Here is a 21762-nt window from a genome sequence, read left to right on the forward strand (position 1 = left end):
GGACTACGATCCAAATTATTGCGGATCACATCGTGAGTTTTTTCATTAGTATGAGTGATATAACACGGTATTTGTTGTGGGTGTTGTTCCACATTCCCAAGGAAAGAGAATACTGGTGTTGGGTTATCACCTAGTTGTTGTGTTAACTGACTAAAATCAATAGTTCTGGCGTCAATACGTGGTGGCGTTCCTGTTTTTAATCTGTTTACACGTAAGGGCAGTTCACGTAAGCGTTGTGCCAACGAAATTGCAGGAGGATCACCAGCTCTTCCGCCACTATAGTTTTCCAAACCAATGTGGATCTTACCGTCGAGAAATGTACCTACCGTCAAAACAACGGCTTTGGCTCTGAACTTAAGCCCCATGCGTGTTACTGCGCCAGTAACTGTGTCATTTTCAACAATGAGATCTTCTACAGGTTGTTGGAAGATCATCAGATTAGGTTGATTCTCCAATGCCATGCGCACAGCTTGACGATAGAGAACTCTATCAGCTTGAGCTCGTGTTGCACGAACTGCTGGCCCTTTACTGGCATTCAAAGTTCTAAATTGAATACCAGCTTGGTCAGTGGCTTTAGCTATTAAACCACCAAGCGCATCAATTTCTTTAACCAGATGTCCTTTACCGATCCCGCCAATAGCTGGGTTACATGACATTTGGCCCAAAGTGTCAATATTGTGGGTCAGTAATAAGGTTTGACGGCCCATACGAGCGGCTGCCATAGCAGCTTCAGTACCAGCATGACCACCACCGATAATGATGACGTCAAATTGTTCTGGATAAAACATGGTGATGAACCTTTAGTTATAAGAATGCTCAGTGTTGCATTAGGGAAGAGAATTCTACTCAAGTTTTAGTGATAGACCAAGTAGGTGAGATCACCGGTAATTAAAAGAAGATCTTTTTTATTTAAAGATCTGTTTATTAGATCTTTTATTAGGATCATGATCTTTTGTGGATAAGTTATTTTTCCTTAGTAAGATCATAAAGCTGCAAAGGATCATTTGTTGTGAATGATCCGTGATCCCACGAGGTATAAACTGGGATCTAAATCGGTGGTTATTCACAAGGCGATCATTGTCAGAGAGTTATACTATGGATAACTACGGGTTAACCCCGGGTTTTTAGATAAGTTATCCACAATCGTTTGCTGTTTTTTTGTTCTTATTAGAGTGACTTTGCCCAATTTTTGACCCATTCTTCCGCGGGATCTTCGGGGATCTCGTGTTGTTGAATATCAATTTCCAGACGATCACCGAGGCGTTTAGCTCCTCTTTCTATTAATATTTGGTCAAATGATCTTATTGCACCGCAAAAAGTATCGTATTCAGAACTACCAAGGCCAACAGCGCCAAACGTTACCTTGCGGAGATCAGGTTTTTGTTCAGAAATTTCTGCTGCTAATGGTTGTATATTTTCTGGCAATTCTCCTGCTCCATGTGTGGATGTGACGACTAGCCAGATCCCTTCTTGAGGAAGTTCATCTAAAGAGGGGCCATGTAGCATTTCAGTGGAGAAGCCTGCGTCTTCCAAAATTTCAGCCATATGTTCAGCTACGTATTCAGCACTGCCCATTGTGCTACCGCTGATTAAGGTAATAGTGGCCATAGTGATCCCAACAGATTTCAAGAATCGCTATTGTACGCTGTGAATCTGTTGGGATCTACCTGTGGATAATGTGGTTATAACAAATTTTATTTTATGGCTTGATTGTTCGCATGATCGGGTTTTGTAAGGAGATTAGGGTTTCTGTTGATTGAATTTCATCGATAGTCTGTATTTTGTTGATAAGTACATCTTGAAGGGATTCAATTGAACGGCACATAACTTTAATAAAGATGCTGTAGTGGCCTGTTGTGTAGTAAACCTCAACTACTTCCTCCAGGTTGTCTAGTTTTTTCAGGGCTGATGGATAATCTTTAGCACTTTTAAGAATAATGCCGATAAAGCAACACACATCATAACCAAGTTGTTTCGTGCTGATATCTACTCTGGTGCCGGTGATGATTCCTGCTTGCTTCATTTTTTCCACACGAACGTGAATTGTTCCTGGGCTGACAGCAAATTTCTTTGCTAGTTCGGCATAAGGTGTACGTGCGTTGTCCATTAAAGCGTGAAGTATGTCACGGTCTAAATTGTCGATCTGATAAATTTCTGCCATTTTTAGCCCCATTTTTTAATGAATTTTCATTTTTTGCATCTTTAAAATGAATTTTATAAATCATAAAGGCTATTTTTATTAAAGTATATTGAATTTATCCCTCATTTTATTGCTTAATGTTTCCAACAGGACATCAGGGCCACCTAAAAAATTAGAGAATAACATTATGAAAAAGTCGTTTATTGAAAAGCAGCAACAAATCAGTTTTGTGAAATCCTACTTTTCCCGTTTGCTGGAAAGCAAACTGGGTCTGATTGAAGTACAAGGGCCAATCCTAAGTTGTTTGGGAGATGGTATTCAGGACAACCTGTCTGGTCATGAAAAAGCTGTTCAGGTAAAAGTAAAAACTTTACCGGATTCAACTTTCGAAGTAGTGCATTCATTGGCTAAATGGAAACGTAAGACACTGGGACGTTTTGGCTTTCAGCCTGAACAAGGGCTTTATACTCACATGAAAGCATTGCGTCCGGATGAGGATCGCTTAACACCAATCCACTCTGTTTATGTTGATCAATGGGATTGGGAAAAAGTGATGGGAGATGGGCAACGTTCACTTGCTTATCTTAAACAGACGGTAGGTAAAATTTACGAAGCAATAAAAGAAACAGAAAAAGCTGTCAGCAAAGAGTTTGGTCTGGCACCGTTCCTGCCAGATCAAATTCACTTTGTTCATAGTGAAACGCTTCTGAGCCGTTATCCGGATCTGGACGCAAAAGGTCGTGAACGTGCTATTGCTAAAGAATTGGGCGCTGTTTTCCTCATAGGTATTGGTGCGAAATTATCTGATGGTCAATCTCATGATGTACGTGCGCCTGATTATGATGACTGGACGACGCCAAACTGTGATGGCTTTTTGGGTCTAAACGGCGACATCATTGTTTGGAACCCTGTTTTGGAAGATGCGTTTGAGATCTCTTCTATGGGTATCCGTGTTGATGCAGATGCACTGGAGCGTCAGTTAGCACTGACTGGTGATGAAGAGCGTTTACAATATGATTGGCATCAGACGTTACTCAAAGGTGACATGCCACAGTCGATTGGTGGCGGTATTGGTCAATCTCGTTTAGTGATGTTACTGCTGCAAATGAAGCACATCGGTCAGGTTCAGTGCAGTATCTGGTCACCAGAAATACGTGAAACTGTAGAAGATATGCTTTGATTCAATTAGTGACGCCATTTTCGTAGTAAACGGCTTTTAAGTCCGGTATCAAAGCGCCAGATATGATCGAATATCCGCATAATATCGGGCTTACCATATTGGGACATGGAGACCGCATGGAAGCGGTGTTGCTGATGCAGTTGCAGATTTTTTATCTGATGGATTAGTGAGTCCGGCAGGCGCTGGGCAATGAAATCTGAGATAACAACAGCATCAGCATCTTTCCAACGATGTTCTTTCATTTTTTCTATTGTGCTTGTCAGACAGAAAGCGAGATCTGTCCCTCCTCTGAAAGTCTGGCTGAGAAAACGAATAGCTTGCTCCAGACCATCTGGTGAGGATAGTTCATAGTGCACAATTTCTGTCGTAAATAGCATGATATGACAGTTGCGGTTATCAGCTAGAGCAATGCGTAACAGTGCCAGACAAAAAGCTTTAGCACATTTTTCATTGAATTTCCCCATAGAACCGGAAGTATCTACACAAATAATAAATGGTCCTCGTGGTTTTTCTTCCTGGCTATAATGAGTGACTGGTCGTAATGTTGTTTTTTCTCGCCAGTTATCACCTTGTAAGCGATAGGTCAGGAGTTTTTTTTCCACTAATTTGCGATAGAATTCATATTCTAGGTCTTCGATTCCTAATATCGCCAATTCTATTGGCAATAGACGCATAATATCATCACTTTGTCCGATTCCATTTACCTGTTCAGGAACAGTGTCAGGTGTGCGTTCGATTGTAGTAAATAGTTCGAAAAAATGATTTTCCTGTGGTTTTGATTTTGCAGATTGGCTGCGTCCAAGTAATTGAGCTAATTTTTCCAGTTCCGGCTGTTGGCGAAGAAATTCACTATAGCGAATCAATAACTGTTTATTATTTTGGGAATGATTTAACTGATTTTTACTCATGTCCCATAACCGACCTGCTGCCCTATCATTTTCACTAAAAATAGGATCAAGATTACCGCTTAGTGTCAGCCTTTGTTGTAGTTCTGCCAGTAATTGCTCTTTTTCTTGTTCTAGCAATTTCTTATGGAGGGTTGTGGTTTGCAGGATCAAACTGATCCTCCATCGTTGAATAAATAGGATTTGCAGTGTATTTGAATTGGCAATGGTGTTGGTTGCGAGTTTCTGTGCTTCTTCACTAAAAGGGGATTCAATTCGGCGCAGGGTTTCTAAAATATCGGGAAGTTTAAGAAAAAAATGATTTGTATTGGCAGAGAGTAGTTGTTGATATAATTGAAATTCTTCTGCCAGAGTTGCAGGAATGAGCGTTTCTTTAATCCTGTGCTGTAAATCGTGTTTCCAACCAGGGATATCTTTTAGTAGCGCACGTTTCAAACGAGGATATTTTTCAAAAAAGATAGCTAACTGAGGTGAAGCTAGAAGCGTTAATATGATCTCTTCTATCATCTCTCCTTCGTTTATTGACAGTAAAAGATCAAGGGTTGTCAGACTAATCATTTAATTAGTTGCCCATTTTTATTTTCAACTGATTAATTTTATCGGCTAACTGGATAAAGCTTTGCTCTATCGTAGCAAGCCAATGACTTTCAATAAACAGGCATGGTTGATGGTGATTAAACAATTGGTGTTGGTGATGGATTTCTTGATTAATTTTTTCCAATCTTTCCAGCCACTCGTTGTTTTCTTCATTTTGCTGATGCTGGCGGTCTGGTAAATATAGCGTGGATGAACGACGGCTGATATCAAAAATCTCTGGCTGGTGTGTTGAATTAATTTCGGCTGCTATGTTTTGTGGGAAACCAATACCGTTCAGACGAGCTGATAGTTCTCCGCCTTTGTTTATCCAGTTATTCAGCGCTTTTTTGTCCAATTCAATGAAATTAACTTTAATATCATGGAGATGAAGAGGTGTATGTAGGAGTAAAATCAATTTTTCTTCATTGATATGATCGGGTAACGAATACTGTATTTTATGTCCAAACAGACTGGTTTGTTTTTCCAGCTTTAACGCTTGCTGATCATTTTTATCCTGACAGACTTGAGTCCATTGGTGATAGAGCGAATCAATTTTTTGAGATAATACTCTTTGCTGATATGCCTGTTCGGTCATGAGAGTATTTAGGTACTGAGGTAATAATTTAAAAGAGTGAAGATCATGCCACAAACAATCTTTCAGCAATATTAAGTCAATAGGGGATATCTCTTTTCTACCATTAAAGAAAGCACTGGCTTGTAATAAATGAATGGCTTTCTTCCAGCGTCGATCTGAAATGTAAGGTGAATGTTCTGTCGTATCAAGTTGCTGGCGTAAATGATAGATAATATCAAAACAACTATCAGGTAGAATTATCTTATCAATCTCTTTTTGCCATTGGTGAAATTCTTCACTTGTTATCTGAATGTCTGCCGGGACAGGGTTATCATTTTCATTTTTGTGGCTAGTGAGTAACGCTCGGAAATTCTTTTTTTCTTGAATTTTGTCCAACCAAATACGAATTAACATTCTGTCATAGAGCGCTTCCAGACTGTTATCTGCTTCAGGCAGCTCATTGGATGCTGTTACAAGTAATCGCATTGGAATTTTCTCTTCTGTATCGCCATTTCTGAATTTTCTTTCATTAATTGCGGTCAGTAGGGTATTAAGAATTGCTGGACCGGCTTTCCATATTTCATCAAGGAAGACAATTTCGGTTTCAGGTAAATATCCGTTAGTTAGACGTTGGTAACGTCCTTCTTCTTTCAATGCCTGAATAGAAAGAGGACCGAAAATTTCTTCAGGAGTTGAAAAGCGAGTCATCAGATATTCAAATGCTCTGGCATCACGAAACGCAAATTTTAATCGTCGGGCTATCAGGCTTTTTGCGATACCAGGAGGACCGAGTAGAAAAACACTTTCCCCACACAATGCCGCTAGCAAACATAAACGAATAGTCTGTTGTCTTTCATACAGACCACTTTCCAGATAGTGACTTAAGCAAACTATTTTTTCTGCTAACAACATAATTCGTACCAATATTATCTGTTGGATTAGATGAAACCGAATTAGCCTTCTCCATAGATTTTAATCATTATTTGTTGATGTAGACAATATTTACCTTAAAAATCGATTCAGCGTCAAATATTCAATAAGTTAGCATTTGTTTTCGTTTCTTTCATTATCGAAACGTTTCGATAGTGATCACACTTTTGTATCACTAATGTTGTATTTTAAATATTACTTTCTATATTACTAAATAGCGAAACGTTTCGCTAATGGAATAAAAAAATGAAAAAAGGTGTATTACTTAATTCTGAAATTTCAGCCGTAATTTCTCAGCTAGGGCATGCTGACCAGATTACAATTGGTGATGCTGGATTACCAATTCCTTCTTTAGCCCAGCGGATTGATTTAGCGCTAACCCAGGGAATTCCTAGTTTTATATCCGTTCTTAATGTTGTTACACACGAAATGCAGGTTGAAGCTGCATTTTTAGCTGAGGAGATCATTGACCATAATCCTTTGATACATCAATTAATATTGACTCAAATTAAAGAGCTTGAGAAACAGCAAGGGAATTCAATTACTGTAGACTATATTAGTCATAATATGTTGAAAGAGAAAACAGAACATAGCCGAGCGGTGATTCGCACAGGAGAGCATTCTCCTTATGCCAATATTATCCTTTGTGCTGGCGTGACTTTCTGAGGTGATTATGCAGCCTGTACTGGAACTAAAAGGAATTAGTAAATCTTTTCCTGGTGTTAAAGCATTATCTGGTGCGGCACTACGTGTTTACTCGGGTAAAGTGATGGCACTGGTAGGGGAGAATGGTGCAGGTAAATCCACTATGATGAAAGTGTTGACTGGGATATATACCAGAGATACAGGCACGGTTCATTACCTGGGAAAAGAAGCAATTTTTTCTGGTCCTAGATCCTCTCAGGAAGCGGGGATCGGAATTATCCATCAGGAATTAAATCTTATTCCCCAACTGACTATTGCTGAAAATATTTTCCTGGGACGAGAATTTGTTAATAAATTCGGTGCGATTGATTGGAGAAAAATGTATCAGGAAGCAGATCGCCTGTTAAAAAAATTGAATCTGAGTTACAGCAGTCACTGTTTAGTCGCTGAACTTTCTATCGGTGATCAACAAATGGTTGAAATTGCTAAGGTGCTGAGTTTTAAATCCAAAGTTATCATTATGGATGAGCCAACTGATGCGCTGACCGATACGGAAACTGAATCATTATTTAGAGTAATACATGAACTAAAGTCCCAGGGATGCGGTATTGTTTATATCTCCCATCGTTTGAAAGAAATTTTTGAAATTTGCGATGATGTGACGGTATTTCGTGATGGACAATTTATTGGTGAAAAGCCGGTAAAAGAGTTAAAAGAAGAGGCTCTGATTGAAATGATGGTTGGGCGAAAACTGGAAGATCAATATCCTCGCCTGAATTTACCTCGGGGTAAAAAACGACTTGAAGTTAATCAGATTTCTGGTCCCGGTGTGACAAATGCTAGTTTTTCCCTTTATAGCGGGGAAATTTTGGGTATATCAGGGCTGATGGGGGCTGGCCGCACTGAATTGATGAAAATTATTTATGGTGCGTTGCCGAAAACTCAAGGACAAATCACGTTGGATGGAACACCCATTGTAATTCGTAACCCTCAGGATGGGTTAGCTTGTGGGATTGTTTATATTTCAGAAGATCGTAAACGTGATGGTTTAGTTTTGGGAATGTCAATTAAAGAGAATATGTCTCTTACTGCCTTACGTTATTTCAGTAACCGGTTAGGGGGTCTTAATCATAAAGAAGAACAGAGTGCAGTTAGTGACTTTATTAAATTGTTTAGTATTAAGACACCTTCAATGGGACAAACTATTGATTTGCTTTCTGGTGGTAATCAGCAAAAAGTAGCCATTGCCCGTGGATTAATGACCAGACCAAAAGTTCTTATTCTGGATGAACCTACACGTGGTGTAGATGTTGGCGCAAAAAAAGAAATTTATCAGTTAATTAATCAGTTCAAGAAAGAAGGGCTAAGTATTATTCTTATTTCTTCTGAAATGCCAGAAGTGATGGGAATGAGTGACCGTATTTTGGTTATGTGTGAAGGCCAGATCAGCGGAGAATTTTTTGCTGAACAGGTAACTCAAGAAGTTTTGATGGCGGCGGCTGTAGGCAAACAATATGGAGCAATTCAGGGGTAATTCAGTATGAATTCTAATATATCACCGACATTTAAACGTTGGTTTACTAAAGAGTGGTTACTGAAACAAAAGTCACTGATTGCATTGTTAGTGTTGATCGTAGTAGTTTCTTCTCTTAGCCAAAATTTTTTCACTTTAAATAATCTGTTTAATATTCTGCAACAAACATCAGTCAATGCCATTATGGCCGTTGGGATGACATTAGTTATTCTGACATCGGGTATTGACCTGTCTGTTGGTTCATTGCTTGCGTTAACAGGTGCAATAGCTGCTTCATTGGTTGGTACGGAAGTTAATGCTCTGGTGGCTATCGTGAGTGCTTTGGCTTTAGGTGCTGCAATTGGTGCTTGTACAGGAATAATAATTGCTAAAGGTAAAGTACAAGCTTTTATTGCCACTCTAGTCATGATGTTATTACTTCGTGGAATAACCCGTGTCTATACTGATGGTAGCCCAATAAATACAGGATTCAGTGATAACGCGGATCTGTTTGGCTGGTTTGGTATTGGTCGGCCACTGGGAATTCCTACTCCAGTATGGCTGATGTTGATAGTTTTTATTATCGTATGGTATATCCTGCATCACACCCGCTTAGGTCGTTATATTTATGCCTTGGGGGGGAATGAATCGGCTACCCGTTTATCTGGTATCAATATCGATAAAATTAAAATTATCGTTTACTCCTTATGCGGTTTACTGACGGCATTGGCAAGTATTATTGAAGTCGCTCGTCTTTCTTCTGCTCAACCTATGGCGGGAGGCGGTTATGAATTAGATGCCATTGCTGCCGTAGTACTGGGAGGAACCCGCCTGGCTGGTGGTAAGGGATTAATTATTGGTACTCTGATTGGTGCGCTAATCCTCGGTTTTTTAAACAATGGCTTAAACTTATTAGGTATTTCTTCTAACTATCAGATGATTGTTAAAGCAATTGTAATATTGTTGGCAGTTCTGGTTGATAACAAAAGTGGTAAATAACCTCACCCTACAGGAAATAACACGATGAAAGTGAAGAAATTAGTAACAATTTTATCTGCTGTTGCGCTAAGTATGACTGTAAGTGTAAATGCATTGGCGAAAGACACTATCGCGTTAGTCATTTCTACACTGAATAATCCATTCTTTGTCACAATGAAGGATAGCGCTCAAAAGGAGGCGGATAAATTGGGCTATGACCTAATTGTGTTGGATTCTCAGGATAATCCAGCGAAAGAATTAGCTAATGTTCAGGATTTGACGGTACGTGGTACTAAACTCATGCTAATTAACCCGACTGACTCCGATGCTGTTGGTAATGCCATTATGATGGCTAACAATGCCAAAATTCCGGTCATTACTCTAGATCGGATAGCGAATAAAGGTACTGTTGTCAGTCATATTGCCTCTGATAACCGCTTGGGGGGTAAAATAGCGGGTGATTTTATCGCCGAAAAACTGGGGAATGAAGCCAAAATTATTCAGTTAGAAGGTATTGCCGGCACTTCTGCCGCCCGTGAACGTGGTGAGGGGTTTAATAAGGTAGCACAGGAACATAAATTCAATGTGCTGGCTAGTCAGCCGGCTGATTTCGATCGTACCAAAGGACTGAATGTTATGCAGAACTTACTGACGGCTCATCCGGCTGTACAAGCTGTATTTGCTCAGAATGATGAGATGGCGTTAGGTGCCTTACGTGCTTTACAGACCGCAGGTAAAAGCGATGTATTAGTTGTTGGTTTTGATGGTACTGGAGATGGTATCAAAGCTGTTCAAAGTGGAAAATTAGGAGCGACGATCGCTCAGCGGCCTGATCAAATTGGTATCGTTGGTGTTCAGACTGCAAATAAAGTGCTGAGAGGCGAAAAAGTTGAAACCGTCATCCCCGTGGAATTGGAGTTAGTTATTAAAAAATAAATCGGTATTTATGCCGTTACTCATTGATGGTGGTGACGGCATAATTGAAAAGGAATAAATGTAATGAGTACAGCAAAACTTGCGGTGCTTGGCAGCATTAATGCTGACCATATTTTGAATCTTAAGTCATTCCCTCGTCCGGGGGAAACGGTGATCGGGGAGCAATATCAGGTTGCTTTTGGTGGTAAAGGTGCTAATCAGGCGGTAGCAGCAGGCCGCAGTGGTGCTGACATTACATTTATAGCTTGTGTTGGTGAGGACGATATTGGTTTTCGTATCTATCAGCAATTAGCAAAGGATAATATTAAAACTTCTGGCATTGAAGTGATTAAAGGAGAAACAACGGGTGTAGCGTTGATTTTCGTTAATCAGCAAGGTGAAAACGTTATTGGTATCAATGCAGGCGCTAATGCAGCGTTGACACCGGAATATTTCTATCGCTACCAAAATATTATTGAAGAAGCTGATGCATTATTAATGCAACTTGAGTCTCCATTGGAAACAGTACAACTTGCTGCAACAATAGCTAAACAAAATAATACAAAAATAATACTCAATCCGGCGCCGGCCCAAAAATTATCTGATCAATTGCTCTCGCTGGTGGATATCATTACACCAAATGAAACTGAAGCGGAATATCTCACTGGAATTAAAGTAGAAAATGATTCAGATGCGGAAAATGCGGCTCAAATACTGCATGATAAAGGTATTGAAACGGTAATTATCACATTAGGTAGCCGTGGTGTATGGTTGAGTGAAAGAGGTCAAAAAGGAAAAATTGTTCCGGGATTTAAAGTTAACGTTGTAGATACTGTTGCGGCAGGAGATACTTTCAACGGTGCACTGATGACAGCATTATTGGAAAGAAAATCCATATTATCTGCCATACGATTTGCTCATTCTGCTGCTGCGATAGCAGTAACCCGTCAGGGTGCTCAGCCTTCCGTCCCGTGGCGAAATGAAATTGATGCATTTTTAACTGAACAGGACTAACTGTGGCTACAATGAAAGATGTTGCTCGTTTTGCAGGCGTTTCTACATCGACTGTATCTCATGTTATTAATAATAATCGTTATGTCAGTGATGGTGTGAAAAAGAAAGTTAATGATGCGATTGAGCAATTGAATTATGCGCCATCAGCGCTTGCACGAAGTCTTAAGATCAAGCAAACCAAAACCATTGGTATGCTGGTGACAACCAGTAATAATCCTTTTTATGCTGAAATTGTAAGAGGGGTTGAACGAAGCTGTTATGAGCGTGGTTATAGCCTTATCTTGTGTAATACAGAGGGGGATGCCAAACGAATGGATTACAGCATGGAAACTTTGCTGCAAAAGCGAGTAGATGGGGTGCTGATTATGTGTACTGAAAATCAACACAGCTCCTGTGATGTTTTGCGTCGTTATCCTCCTTTACCGATGGTTATGATGGATTGGTCTCCATTTGATATTGTCAGCGATATTATTCAGGACAACTCCTTGTTGGGGGGTGAGATAGCGACTAATCACCTTATTAGCTGTGGTTTTAAAAAAATAGCTTGTATTGCAGGTCCACAAGATAAAACACCTGCTAATCATCGATTGAAGGGATATAGAAAGGCAATGGCAAATGCTGGCCTTATTATTCCTGACGGATATGAAATTTATAGTGATTTTGAATTTGCTGGTGGTTTTAAATCAATGCAGAGATTACTACAACATCCAGAACCGCCAGAAGCTGTTTTTGCTGGAAATGATGCAATGGCTGTTGGCGCTTATCAGGCTCTGTACCAAGCGGGGCTTTCTATACCGGATGATATTTCCATCATAGGTTATGATGATATCGACCTTGCTCCTTATATGATCCCACCGTTGACAACCATTCATCAGCCAAAAGATAAATTAGGAAAGTTAGCTGTTGATACTTTGCTTTATCGGATGAATAACCCAGAAAGTGATCCTAAATTATTAGTATTAACTCCGACACTGATTGAGCGTAGTTCAGTTTCTCGTTCTTAGGTGTTCTTTTTCTTGATCATGTTATCTCCATCTTCCTTATGTAATAGCAGGAAGGTGGACGAAGAGAGTAAAGTGATTATTCCTACGGTAATAAAAGTGTTGTGGAAGCTATCAATGGTTGTTCCATAATGTATGGATTCATAGAAACGAAGAATAGCGGCACTTACTGCAACACCGAAGCTAATAGATAACTGCTGAGTTACAGCTAATAAACTATTTCCTGAACTGGCATTATTATCGGTCAGATCTGCGAGAGTAATGGTATTCATCGAAGTAAATTGAATGGATACAGCCATGCCCAGTAAGAATAGTGGAATAGACAGAAGGACAGCGGACATTTCTGGTGATTGCAGTGAAAATTGAGAAATCATTAATCCAATAATGATTGTTATGCTAACCAGCGTCTTACGATATCCAAAGCGAGTTAATACATTAGTAACGAAAGATTTGGCTATAACAGAACCAATAGCTGTTGGCGCCATCATCATTCCGGCAATGACTGCTGAATAGCCAAATCCAACTTGTAGCATCAAAGGCATTAGGAAAGGAATGCACCCAGTTCCCAAGCGTGTAACAATATTACCTATAATACCGATAGAGAATGTACGAACACGGAATAATTTCAGACTAATAAGGGGTTGGGTCTGTCTTCTGGCATGCATTAGATAACCAAATAATATCATAAAACCACCGACCATCATTGTCAGAGGTATATAACCTGGTAACGTACTCTCCCCTAGTAAATCTAAACTGACAGAAACCATTATTAAACTCAGGCCAAAAAGTATAAAACCGAAAAAGTCAAACGAACGTTTTGGCATTGTAAAATTAGGCATATGTTTTTTAGCATAAATAATCCCCAATAAACCAATAGGGATATTGATAATAAATATCCAGTGCCAGGTAGCATAAGTGACTAATAACCCACCGAGCATGGGACCAAGAATTGGCCCTACTAACCCTGGCATGGTGACAAAATTCATAACGGGTAGAAGTTCGCTGCGTGGGTATGCACGTAATAAAGCAAGGCGAGCAACCGGCATCATCATTGCGCTACCAATTCCTTGAATTACACGTGAAGCAACTAGAAAAGCTAAATTACCTGACAAAGCACAGGCAAGAGAGCCTAAAGAAAACAAGGATACAGCAAACATAAATACCCGGCGGGTACCGAAACGATCTGCTAACCAGCCGCTGACTGGAATTAGCAAAGCAACAGTCAGAGTATAGCTGACAACAGCAGATTGCATCGCCAGAGGTGAATGTTTGAGGCTTTCAGCAATAGCGGGCAATGCTGTGTTGAGAATTGTTGCATCTAAAGCTTGCATAAAGAAAGCTATTGCAGCAATCCAGGGTAGCCCCGCCATATTACGAGCGGTTTTTACCATTAATAATCCTGCTTATTTTATCTAGTTAATGTTTGGTTAGATATTAATCTAATACACTACTATATAAGATCATTCGCGCTCTGTTAATAACTTTTGGCAAGCGAGAAGTGCACTGTGACTGTCACCTTGGATGATAGAATTAACAATTGTTTTATGAGCTTCCAGTTGTACAACTTTATCGGAAATAATAGCTTCAAAGTAGTTCTGGTAAACTAGATGAAATAAATTGGCAAAAGAGCATAAGAATGGATTTCCACAAGATTTGTAAATGGTATAGTGAAACTGGTAATCAATCTCTATCCATTTTTCCCGGTTAAAATTTTCTTTTAGTAGATACATTTCATCTATTACCTGTAAGAGCTGCTTCCTTTGTTTTTGTGTGGCATTTTGTGCAGCAAGAAAGCAAGCTTGTGGCTCTATTGCTAATCTTACTATATGGAAATGTTCAACCACTTGGTTAAGGTTGTCACGACTCATCCACCATTTTAATAAATCCTGATCAAGGAAATTCCAATGAATCGTTGGCATGATTCGAGTACCAATACGTGGGCGAGGTAATAGCATACCTTTGGCTGCAAGTATTTTTATTGCTTCACGAACAGAGGTTCTGCTGACGTTAAATTGTTCAGCGAGTTCTATTTCACCAGGAAGGATAGTTTCAGCTTTATATTCACCAGATAAAATCTGTTGTTCCTGCTATTCATATTGGCGGAAAATTTACTGTGGAGGCGGCGAAAGGGGTTAGCGCGGATATCAAAGCCAAAAATGGTCAATCGTTACAGAATGCGGTGTCAGTATTCGGCAATACGCCGGAAACCGCCTGGCTAAAAGGACTCAATGAACGTAAAGACGTTCAATGGAACTTAGTTAAAGATGCCTATGACAGTTGGGATTATAAAAGCCAGCACCTGAATCCGGTGGTCTCTGCGGTTATCGCGATTGCAGTCGCCGCTGCGACAGCGGGAGCCGGATTAACGGTTTCGGTTGCCGGGTCAGCCGCAAGTACCGCGGGTTCAGCAGCGACGGCAGCGGGCGCTACTGCCAGCACTGCCGCCGCCATGAGCTCAGTCGCTTACGGCGCGACGGCTTCCGGCATGGCCGCACTCGCTTCTCAGGCAGCGGTAGCTTTGGTGGATAACCAAGGTGACTTATCCAAAACCTTAAAAGTGATGGGAAGCAGCGACACCGTTAAATCAACTATCACATCGATGGCGATTGGTGGCGCACTGGCGGGTTTTGATAACGTCATGGGATGGGATAAAGCCGCCAATGGCGCTCAAATTAACCCGGCAAAAGCGGCATTACCTAAACTGAGCAATGGCGACTGGAGCAAAGTGGCTCAACGGATCGCAGGTCAATCCATTATCAGTTCCAGCCTGGGTACAGCCATCAATGGCGGTAGTTTTAAGGACAACTTCACCACCGCATTACTTGCCAATATTGGCAACCAGATTAACGCCGAAGGAGCCGGATTGATTGGAAATAACGGTCAGGTGTTAGGTTTACCCGGAAAAGCTATCAGCCATGCGGCGGTTTCTGCCCTTGCTGCGGAAATTGGCGGCGGTGATGCCAAAGGGGCTGCTGCCGGGGCATTAGCGGCAGAACTGGCCGCGATAACATTGGATAAAACATTCAATGATCCAATGAAAATTCAGGCGGGCGGAAAAATCATCGGCAGCGTCGCAGGCGCCATTGCGACCAACAGCGCCAAAGGCGCTAACAGTGGAGCTAATGCCGGAGAAATTGTTATTCTCTTTAACCACCTGAACTCCATGAATGCCTACAATCTGGCTAGAGAACTCCAGGAAGCCAATAAGCAAGGAACCCCTACCGAAGCAATCTGGAACAAATACAACAAACTGAGCGCCGCGCAACGGGCAGAAATGTTATCTCACTGTGCCGGGAATGGTGGGTTATGCACACTGACCTATCAGGCCGAAATGGAAGGTGGAACAAAAACAGCGGATGCTATTAGTGGCTTAAGATGGATGTTTAACTTATCGGCTGAGGATGCCCATCGTATCAGCCAGTTTGTGACGACAGAAAACCAGAACGATTTAGGGCTGTTGTATAACTCGCTGCCAGCCTGGGAAAAAGGTGCACTAATAGCCAAAGAGGCAGTAGAATCTGCCGGTATTGGTGGTGCTATCGGCGGTAAAGCTTCAGTTGCTTCGATTGTTGGGAAGAACCGTAATGTTGGCAACACAGTAGGTTCAAGCAAAACGAAAGAAACTCAGATATGGACAGAGACAAAGAAAAAAGAACCTGTAGCAAATGCTTATGGTCACTGGGATAAACATAAAAATGAATTCCCTGAATATCAAAATTCAAAACAATATGTCGAAGCCACCCATGACTTTATTAAAAATCCTCCAAAAGAAACTTTAATCAAAACCCGAGCTAATGGTGATACCTTGTATTACAATCCAAAAACAAATATTTTTGCAGTAAAAAATGTGGATGGCGTCCCGAAAACAATGTTTAAACCAAATCCAGTAGATCATGGATATGAAACAAATTTGGATTACTTCAATGCACAAAAATAATAGATTGTATGTATGCCGTGTGTGTGGCGCAGAACAGTTAGATCCTCCGTGGGGTGCAGATGGTGACTCACCAACATTTGATATCTGTGACTGCTGTGGTGTGGAGTTTGGCTACGAAGACGCTACTTTAGCAGCATTAAAGAATTACAGATCCAAATGGTTGGATAAAGGCGCAAAATGGAACTCTGAAAAATCCAAGCCAGAAGATTGGTCGCTAGAGGAGCAGATATCAAATATACCTAAAGAATATTTGTAAAATTTAAGAGCTTGCAAATGGATCTGTGTGCTCTCTTATCAATGGAATGATTATCCTCCCGTGTTAGCAATATGCTAACACGGGGAATTTATAGCCCATCATATCAGCCAGTCGGTTGATTATTAGGAAGAATAAACAACCTTATCAGCCGAATAAGGGTGCTGTTGGTAATATGGTAGAGTTTTTTAAACAACAAAGATTCACTTTCTCTTTTTACTGGTTTTCCCTTTTTTAGCGATCGCAAGCTGCTTTTTTTCGGTGATTAGCCAAAAAACATACCCCTCATTAATGTCAGATTTTTAAAAGGTGAAGAGTGATTACCCCTCCTATTCACGGCTATGTTTAATGCATGTATCGGAGGTTATTACCTCAGTTAATGTCACATTTACCTAGCCTACCACCACCATTTAAAAGCACAAATACAGAAATATTAAATTTTTTATTTAAGATTTAGATTTAACTATAAGTGTGATTTTTTAAAATAACAGTTAATTGCATTTAATCGAACTCCATTAACCGTTAACAAAGAATTGAAAAGAAATCACAACAAAAATAATATCATCCACACAAATTGATGTTTAAACGCTCTCTGCGTTATTTTACAAAGCCAGCCATAAAAACAACATAATAAAAAACGGGAAAAACGGTTAATCTTGCATGATTTAAGCCCTGAAAAAAGGGAATTATCCGAAAGATAACAAAGGGGTTTCTTTATATCATCAAGCTATTTACCAGTTGATTTATAAAGATAAAAAGCGAGGCTATTTAAATGTAAAACACAATATCCCATGATGATTAAAATTAATAAAGATCAGATGTTAACAGTGGTAAAAATCCGGTTAAAACCTGATGCCGATTAAAACCAAAGGTTAAAATAATGGCTTTTCATAACAGTTCAAAACCTGACTACTATAAAACCATTAGTGAAAAATGAGAAAAAACTGACTTTATTAATTCTTTTTTATCCGTAAAAAGACGGATGAAAATGTGAATCAGATAATCAAACAATATATTTAAAAAAATGAGCCGACTTTAATAATGTTTTTAACCGGCGAATAAATTAACATTAACAATCTCCCCATCATTAAAATAGGGAGATTATATCTTAGATAATTAAGTAAAGAGAAAAACTAACATTGGGGAGCCAACACTAATTTTTCTTTCCGCCAGAAACGGAAAAGAGATATTTTCCTACGTTGTAGAGTGAAGCGACGAACAAGATAGTTTGCTGTCAATTCCAGTGCCAAACACATCACGAAATAAATTAACGCGACAAATAAAAAGACTTCTGTCGGGTAAACCATGCTGCGGTTATTAACCTGAGTCGCCAGAAATGACAGTTCCGCCACGCCAACGATATAAGCCAAAGAGGTATCTTTTATCAGCGCAATCCACTGATTAATAAAGGAAGGCACCATCATACGCAACGCTTGTGGCAACACAATGTACCAAAGCACCTGCCAGCGGTTGAAACCTAATGATAGCCCTGCTTGCCACTGACCGGCGCCAATCGCAATAATCCCCGCTTTCACCCCATGAGCCAAGTAAGCCGATGTGATCAACGCCAGAGCGCAAACCACCGTGGTAATTTCTGGAATTTCCATACCAAGCATCACCGGCAACAGAAAGTAAGTCCAGAAAATCAACATAATGACGGGAATTGCCCGGAAAAAGCCCAATACTGCGGCTAACAGGTTAACCCAGAAGCCTTTCAGCATTGCCAAAGCAATACCTGCAACCGTACCCAATACAATTGAAATTGCACCGGCTATCAGGCTAATAACCAATGTCAACGCCGCCCCTTCAAGAGGACCATCAGGAAACGTACCTAGCAGTAGATAGCGCCAGTTTTCTACAATGACTGAAAAATCCATTTTAATGTCCTCTCGCTATAGCTTGTTGTTGACGCCATTGCCCCCAACCTTCCATGACGGCAATGGTGGCGATATATAGCACCGTCGCCACACCGAATGCTTCAAACGTTTTCAATGTTTCGGTTTCTACTTGACGGGAAGCATATGACAATTCAGCCACGCCAATTGCCATTGTCAGTGACGAATTTTTCACAATGTTCATATATTGTCCCAGCAATGGCGGCATTGCGATCTTCAACGCTTGGGGCAATACGACATAACGCATTGCCTGCCAGCCGGTAAGTCCCAGTGCATGAGCTGCATATTTTTGCCCACGCCCTACCCCCTGAATACCAGCACGTAGCTCTTCCGCCACGAATGGTGCTGAATAGAGGGTTAAACCAATAAATCCAGCCAGGAATTCGAATGAAGGCCAGGACAATGGCAGACCTAACAGATTGATTTCATGAGGCGTGTTCAGCCAAAGCATCACCTCTTGCGGCAGTATTTGCCCTGAGGCGAAATACCAGAAAAACAGTTGCACCAGCAAAGGCGTATTGCGAAATAGCGTGGTGTAAGCAGTTACCGACCAACGGAGAATTTTCAGTTGGCTATCACGGGCAGCAGCCAGTGCAAACCCTAGCAAGGTGGAAGCTACAACGGTACAAGCGGATATCCACAGCGTAATCAGGAAACCTTGCCAAAGCCACCCCAAATATTGGGGAGCAAGCAACTGTTCTGTAACAAATAACTCAAACATATCTTACGATTACCAGGTATTACCAATGACAAAGCCCCGCAACAACAGGCGAGGCTAGTTACCAAGGGTTTATCACTTATTAGGACTCTGTTTGCTGCTCCAACGGCGCAAACTTAAAGTCACCTCGCGGTTGGGCGGATTTGGTTTCCGGACCAAACCAACGGTTATAAATTTCCGCGGCTTCACCCTCTTTTTCCAGTTTCAGCAAAGTTTGGTTTACCGCCTCAACCAAGCGCTTCTGTCCTTTCGCCGCAGCCACTGCCTGATATTCACGGGTGATGCTAAAAGGAGAGATCTCAAACTCAGCTTTCTGGGCTTCCGGTACATTAGCCAGCAGACCGACTAACTTAGCATCATCTTGCGTGATGGCTTGTACATTGCCGTTACGTAGCGCAGCAAAGGCCAGAGGCGTGTCGTCATAAGAGATCACTTTGGCTGTCGGATAATGCTCGCGCAGTGTAATTTCCTGTACCGTTCCTTTATCAGCGCCGATACGTAAGTTTTTAATATCTTCGGGAGATTTTAAAACACCTTTACGGGCAATAAATTTTTGCCCGGTGGCGAAGTAAGGGATTGAGAAATCAACCTGTTTTGCACGCTCATTAGTGACAGTAAAGTTGGCGGCAATCAAGTCAACTTTCTTTGATGCCAACAGAGGTAAACGGTTTGCCGGGTTAGTCGGACGCAGTTCCAATTTAACACCCAGGTCATTGGCAATCGCGTTTGCGATATCTACATCATAACCCGCCAGTTTTTTGGTCTGCGGATCAATAAAACCAAACGGTGGATTACTGTCGAAAACAGCGATCCGCACGGTGCCGGCTTTTTTAATATCATCCAGTTTATCCGCCTTTGCAGCACCAGCAACCAGTGCTAACCCAGCCAATAACGTCGTAATAAGAATACGAGATTTCATTAAACACCCCTGACGGTAATTAATTCTTTATTAATCATCACAAGCTATCAATTTCACTATAGTGCATGAAATAATATAAATAACTATATTTATAACTATTAAGAATTATTAGACAAAAAAATGCTGGCAATAATACCAGCATTGTCAGCAAGTTACTCGTTATCTTTCGTCAACAGCTTTTCCAGTTCATCACCACCTACATGCCGGAAATCCTGCCCTTTAACATAGTAGAAAATGAATTCACAGATGTTTTGACAACGATCGCCAATCCGTTCGATAGAACGGGCGCAAAGCAGGACGGTTAGTACACTTGGGATGGTTCGGGGATCTTCCATCATGTAAGTCATAAGCTGGCGGACAACACCTTCATACTCTTTATCCACCTTTTTATCTTCATGATAGATACGAATCGCTTCTTCCACATCCATGCGGGCAAAAGCGTCTAAAACATCATGCAGCATCTGGATGGTATGGCAGCCAAGAGACTCCAGGCTAACCAACAGGGGTTGATGCTGATGTGAGAATTTCTCAAGTGCCGTCTGGCAAATTTTATTTGCCACATCACCGATTCTTTCCAACTCAGCAATGGTTTTCGAAATTGACATAATTAGCCGCAGATCACTGGCCGTCGGCTGACGTTTAGCAATGATGCGAACACACGCTTCATCAATCGCCACTTCCATCATATTGACCTTATGGTCATCCTCAATCACTTCACGCGCCAATGCGGCATCCTGATTATGCATCGCGGTAATCGCTTTGGTGAGTTGCTCCTCCACCAGCCCACCCATTGCCATCAGTTCGGTACGGATATGTGCCAGTTCAGCGTTAAACTGACCAGAAATATGTTTATTGAGATTCAGATTGTCCATGTTACGCCCCGTAATCAACCATAACGACCGGTAATATAGTCTTCCGTTTGTTTCATTTTTGGTGTGGTAAACAATGTGTCTGTATCACTAAATTCAATTAATTCACCAAGGTACATAAACGCAGTGTGGTCTGAACAACGCGCGGCCTGTTGCATATTATGCGTCACAATCACCACGGTATATTCAGATTTCAATTCGCTGATCAACTCTTCAATACGACCGGTAGAAATCGGGTCGAGGGCTGAGCAAGGTTCATCCAACAGTAAAACTTCTGGACGGATCGCAATGCCACGCGCAATGCACAAACGTTGCTGTTGCCCGCCAGATAGACTGTATCCGCTCTGATATATCTTATCCCGGGTTTCATTCCATAATGCCGCTTTCGTCAAAGCCCATTGAACACGTTCATCCATTTCCGCTCTGGAGAGTTTCTCAAACAGACGGACTCCAAACGCGATATTGTCGTAAATAGACATCGGAAATGGCGTTGGTTTCTGGAATACCATGCCAACTTTGGCTCGTAGCAGCGCCACATCTTGTTTATCAGTCAGGATATTATTGCCATCCAGCAAAATTTCACCTTCCGCCCGCTGTTCACCATACAGTTCATACATTTTGTTGAACGTCCGTAACAACGTAGACTTACCGCAACCCGACGGGCCGATAAAAGCAGTCACTTTATTCTTTGCAATATTCAACGTTATGTTTTTCAGCGCGTGAAATTTGCCATAGTAAAAGTTCAGATTGTGGACCTGAATTTTGCTGCTAGCGATATCATTAACTATGCTCATTTACTT

The 21762-nt window shown here is 41.0% G+C and carries 20 protein-coding genes and 1 pseudogene; 9 read left to right on the forward strand and 12 right to left on the reverse strand.

Going from position 1 to position 21762, the window contains the following annotated elements; all coding sequences use genetic code 11:
• From C6H66_RS18415 to asnC, 3 genes are all read right to left on the reverse strand, one after another.
• A partial coding sequence (locus C6H66_RS18415; RefSeq protein WP_105396341.1) for an FAD-dependent oxidoreductase occupies positions 1-788 on the reverse strand: 788 nt, incomplete at its 3' end.
• A gap of 379 nt (positions 789-1167) precedes the next feature.
• Complete coding sequence (gene mioC / locus C6H66_RS18420; protein WP_105396342.1) at positions 1168-1608, reverse strand: FMN-binding protein MioC; 441 nt, start codon at positions 1606-1608, stop codon at positions 1168-1170.
• A gap of 91 nt (positions 1609-1699) precedes the next feature.
• The gene (asnC, locus tag C6H66_RS18425) at positions 1700-2161 is read right to left on the reverse strand and encodes a transcriptional regulator AsnC (RefSeq protein ID WP_105396343.1); all 462 of its coding nucleotides are present in this window, start codon (positions 2159-2161) and stop codon (positions 1700-1702) included.
• Between the two features lie 166 nt (positions 2162-2327).
• On the opposite strand from asnC, the gene asnA reads away from it, so the two are divergent.
• Positions 2328-3320, forward strand: coding sequence for an aspartate--ammonia ligase (asnA, locus tag C6H66_RS18430; RefSeq protein ID WP_105396344.1), 993 nt, complete (start codon positions 2328-2330; stop codon positions 3318-3320).
• Positions 3321-3325: 5 nt separating this feature from the next.
• Here the strand turns inward: asnA and viaA are convergent, their stop codons facing one another.
• Entirely contained in the window at positions 3326-4783 is a 1458-nt protein-coding gene (gene viaA, locus C6H66_RS18435; protein ID WP_105396345.1) for an ATPase RavA stimulator ViaA, read from the reverse strand.
• A gap of 4 nt (positions 4784-4787) precedes the next feature.
• The gene (ravA, locus tag C6H66_RS18440; protein ID WP_105396346.1) at positions 4788-6299 is read right to left on the reverse strand and encodes an ATPase RavA; all 1512 of its coding nucleotides are present in this window, start codon (positions 6297-6299) and stop codon (positions 4788-4790) included.
• Positions 6300-6551: 252 nt separating this feature from the next.
• Here ravA and rbsD point away from each other — a divergent pair, with 252 nt between their 5' ends.
• The 6 genes from rbsD (at position 6552) to rbsR (ending at position 12374) form a co-directional block, all read left to right on the forward strand.
• The gene (gene rbsD / locus C6H66_RS18445) at positions 6552-6971 is read left to right on the forward strand and encodes a D-ribose pyranase (protein WP_105396347.1); all 420 of its coding nucleotides are present in this window, start codon (positions 6552-6554) and stop codon (positions 6969-6971) included.
• Positions 6972-6978: 7 nt separating this feature from the next.
• Positions 6979-8484 (forward strand): ribose ABC transporter ATP-binding protein RbsA, encoded by a 1506-nt coding sequence (gene rbsA, locus C6H66_RS18450; RefSeq protein WP_046396711.1) that lies wholly within the window; start codon positions 6979-6981, stop codon positions 8482-8484.
• 6 nt (positions 8485-8490) lie between these two features.
• Positions 8491-9462, forward strand: coding sequence for a ribose ABC transporter permease (rbsC, locus tag C6H66_RS18455; RefSeq protein ID WP_036814838.1), 972 nt, complete (start codon positions 8491-8493; stop codon positions 9460-9462).
• A 24-nt stretch (positions 9463-9486) separates the two neighbouring features.
• Positions 9487-10377 carry a ribose ABC transporter substrate-binding protein RbsB gene (rbsB, locus tag C6H66_RS18460; protein WP_105396348.1) on the forward strand — a complete coding sequence of 297 codons (891 nt, stop codon included), beginning with the start codon at positions 9487-9489 and terminating at the stop codon, positions 10375-10377.
• Positions 10378-10440: 63 nt separating this feature from the next.
• The gene (gene rbsK, locus C6H66_RS18465) at positions 10441-11370 is read left to right on the forward strand and encodes a ribokinase (RefSeq protein ID WP_046396713.1); all 930 of its coding nucleotides are present in this window, start codon (positions 10441-10443) and stop codon (positions 11368-11370) included.
• Between the two features lie 2 nt (positions 11371-11372).
• Positions 11373-12374 (forward strand): ribose operon transcriptional repressor RbsR, encoded by a 1002-nt coding sequence (gene rbsR / locus C6H66_RS18470; RefSeq protein ID WP_036814841.1) that lies wholly within the window; start codon positions 11373-11375, stop codon positions 12372-12374.
• Here the strand turns inward: rbsR and mdtD are convergent.
• Both mdtD and C6H66_RS18480 read right to left on the reverse strand, forming a co-directional pair.
• Positions 12371-13762, reverse strand: coding sequence for a multidrug transporter subunit MdtD (gene mdtD / locus C6H66_RS18475; RefSeq protein WP_105396349.1), 1392 nt, complete (start codon positions 13760-13762; stop codon positions 12371-12373). The two genes, rbsR and mdtD, sit on opposite strands and share 4 nt — an antisense overlap.
• Before the next feature lie 69 nt (positions 13763-13831).
• A pseudogene (locus C6H66_RS18480) lies at positions 13832-14452 on the reverse strand (FadR/GntR family transcriptional regulator); the annotation flags it as partial.
• A gap of 32 nt (positions 14453-14484) precedes the next feature.
• On the opposite strand from C6H66_RS18480, the gene C6H66_RS18485 reads away from it, so the two are divergent.
• Positions 14485-16308: a DUF637 domain-containing protein gene (locus C6H66_RS18485; protein WP_339417590.1), complete on the forward strand. Its 1824-nt coding sequence runs from the start codon at positions 14485-14487 to the stop codon at positions 16306-16308.
• The gene (locus tag C6H66_RS18490; RefSeq protein ID WP_036813717.1) at positions 16295-16564 is read left to right on the forward strand and encodes a hypothetical protein; all 270 of its coding nucleotides are present in this window, start codon (positions 16295-16297) and stop codon (positions 16562-16564) included. The genes C6H66_RS18485 and C6H66_RS18490 overlap by 14 nt, the downstream gene beginning before the upstream one ends.
• Positions 16565-17694: 1130 nt before the next feature.
• Here the strand turns inward: C6H66_RS18490 and C6H66_RS18495 are convergent.
• The 5 genes from C6H66_RS18495 to pstB all read right to left on the reverse strand — a co-directional run bounded on the left by C6H66_RS18495 (position 17695) and on the right by pstB (position 21756).
• Positions 17695-18438, reverse strand: coding sequence for an amino acid ABC transporter permease (locus C6H66_RS18495; RefSeq protein ID WP_046396390.1), 744 nt, complete (start codon positions 18436-18438; stop codon positions 17695-17697).
• 1 nt (position 18439) lies between these two features.
• Positions 18440-19177 carry an amino acid ABC transporter permease gene (locus tag C6H66_RS18500; protein WP_105396351.1) on the reverse strand — a complete coding sequence of 246 codons (738 nt, stop codon included), beginning with the start codon at positions 19175-19177 and terminating at the stop codon, positions 18440-18442.
• A gap of 79 nt (positions 19178-19256) precedes the next feature.
• Positions 19257-20093, reverse strand: coding sequence for an ABC transporter substrate-binding protein (locus C6H66_RS18505; RefSeq protein ID WP_105396352.1), 837 nt, complete (start codon positions 20091-20093; stop codon positions 19257-19259).
• A gap of 152 nt (positions 20094-20245) precedes the next feature.
• Complete coding sequence (gene phoU / locus C6H66_RS18510; RefSeq protein WP_036813694.1) at positions 20246-20965, reverse strand: phosphate signaling complex protein PhoU; 720 nt, start codon at positions 20963-20965, stop codon at positions 20246-20248.
• 14 nt (positions 20966-20979) lie between these two features.
• Entirely contained in the window at positions 20980-21756 is a 777-nt protein-coding gene (gene pstB / locus C6H66_RS18515; RefSeq protein ID WP_105396353.1) for a phosphate ABC transporter ATP-binding protein PstB, read from the reverse strand.
• Between the last annotated feature and the right edge of the window lie 6 nt (positions 21757-21762).

This window comes from Photorhabdus hindustanensis (assembly GCF_002968995.1).
GTDB classification, from domain to species: domain Bacteria; phylum Pseudomonadota; class Gammaproteobacteria; order Enterobacterales; family Enterobacteriaceae; genus Photorhabdus; species Photorhabdus akhurstii.

What these genes read in the sequence shown, in the direction of transcription:
- mioC (WP_105396342.1), bottom strand. Translation starts at nt 1,608, where the DNA reads ATGGCCACTATTACCTTAATCAGCGGTAGCACAATGGGCAGTGCTGAA.
- asnC (WP_105396343.1), bottom strand. Translation starts at nt 2,161, where the DNA reads ATGGCAGAAATTTATCAGATCGACAATTTAGACCGTGACATACTTCAC.
- asnA (WP_105396344.1), top strand. Translation starts at nt 2,328, where the DNA reads ATGAAAAAGTCGTTTATTGAAAAGCAGCAACAAATCAGTTTTGTGAAA.
- viaA (WP_105396345.1), bottom strand. Translation starts at nt 4,783, where the DNA reads ATGATTAGTCTGACAACCCTTGATCTTTTACTGTCAATAAACGAAGGA.
- rbsD (WP_105396347.1), top strand. Translation starts at nt 6,552, where the DNA reads ATGAAAAAAGGTGTATTACTTAATTCTGAAATTTCAGCCGTAATTTCT.
- rbsA (WP_046396711.1), top strand. Translation starts at nt 6,979, where the DNA reads ATGCAGCCTGTACTGGAACTAAAAGGAATTAGTAAATCTTTTCCTGGT.
- rbsC (WP_036814838.1), top strand. Translation starts at nt 8,491, where the DNA reads ATGAATTCTAATATATCACCGACATTTAAACGTTGGTTTACTAAAGAG.
- rbsB (WP_105396348.1), top strand. Translation starts at nt 9,487, where the DNA reads ATGAAAGTGAAGAAATTAGTAACAATTTTATCTGCTGTTGCGCTAAGT.
- rbsK (WP_046396713.1), top strand. Translation starts at nt 10,441, where the DNA reads ATGAGTACAGCAAAACTTGCGGTGCTTGGCAGCATTAATGCTGACCAT.
- mdtD (WP_105396349.1), bottom strand. Translation starts at nt 13,762, where the DNA reads ATGGTAAAAACCGCTCGTAATATGGCGGGGCTACCCTGGATTGCTGCA.
- C6H66_RS18490 (WP_036813717.1), top strand. Translation starts at nt 16,295, where the DNA reads ATGCACAAAAATAATAGATTGTATGTATGCCGTGTGTGTGGCGCAGAA.
- C6H66_RS18495 (WP_046396390.1), bottom strand. Translation starts at nt 18,438, where the DNA reads ATGGATTTTTCAGTCATTGTAGAAAACTGGCGCTATCTACTGCTAGGT.
- C6H66_RS18500 (WP_105396351.1), bottom strand. Translation starts at nt 19,177, where the DNA reads ATGTTTGAGTTATTTGTTACAGAACAGTTGCTTGCTCCCCAATATTTG.
- C6H66_RS18505 (WP_105396352.1), bottom strand. Translation starts at nt 20,093, where the DNA reads ATGAAATCTCGTATTCTTATTACGACGTTATTGGCTGGGTTAGCACTG.
- phoU (WP_036813694.1), bottom strand. Translation starts at nt 20,965, where the DNA reads ATGGACAATCTGAATCTCAATAAACATATTTCTGGTCAGTTTAACGCT.
- pstB (WP_105396353.1), bottom strand. Translation starts at nt 21,756, where the DNA reads ATGAGCATAGTTAATGATATCGCTAGCAGCAAAATTCAGGTCCACAAT.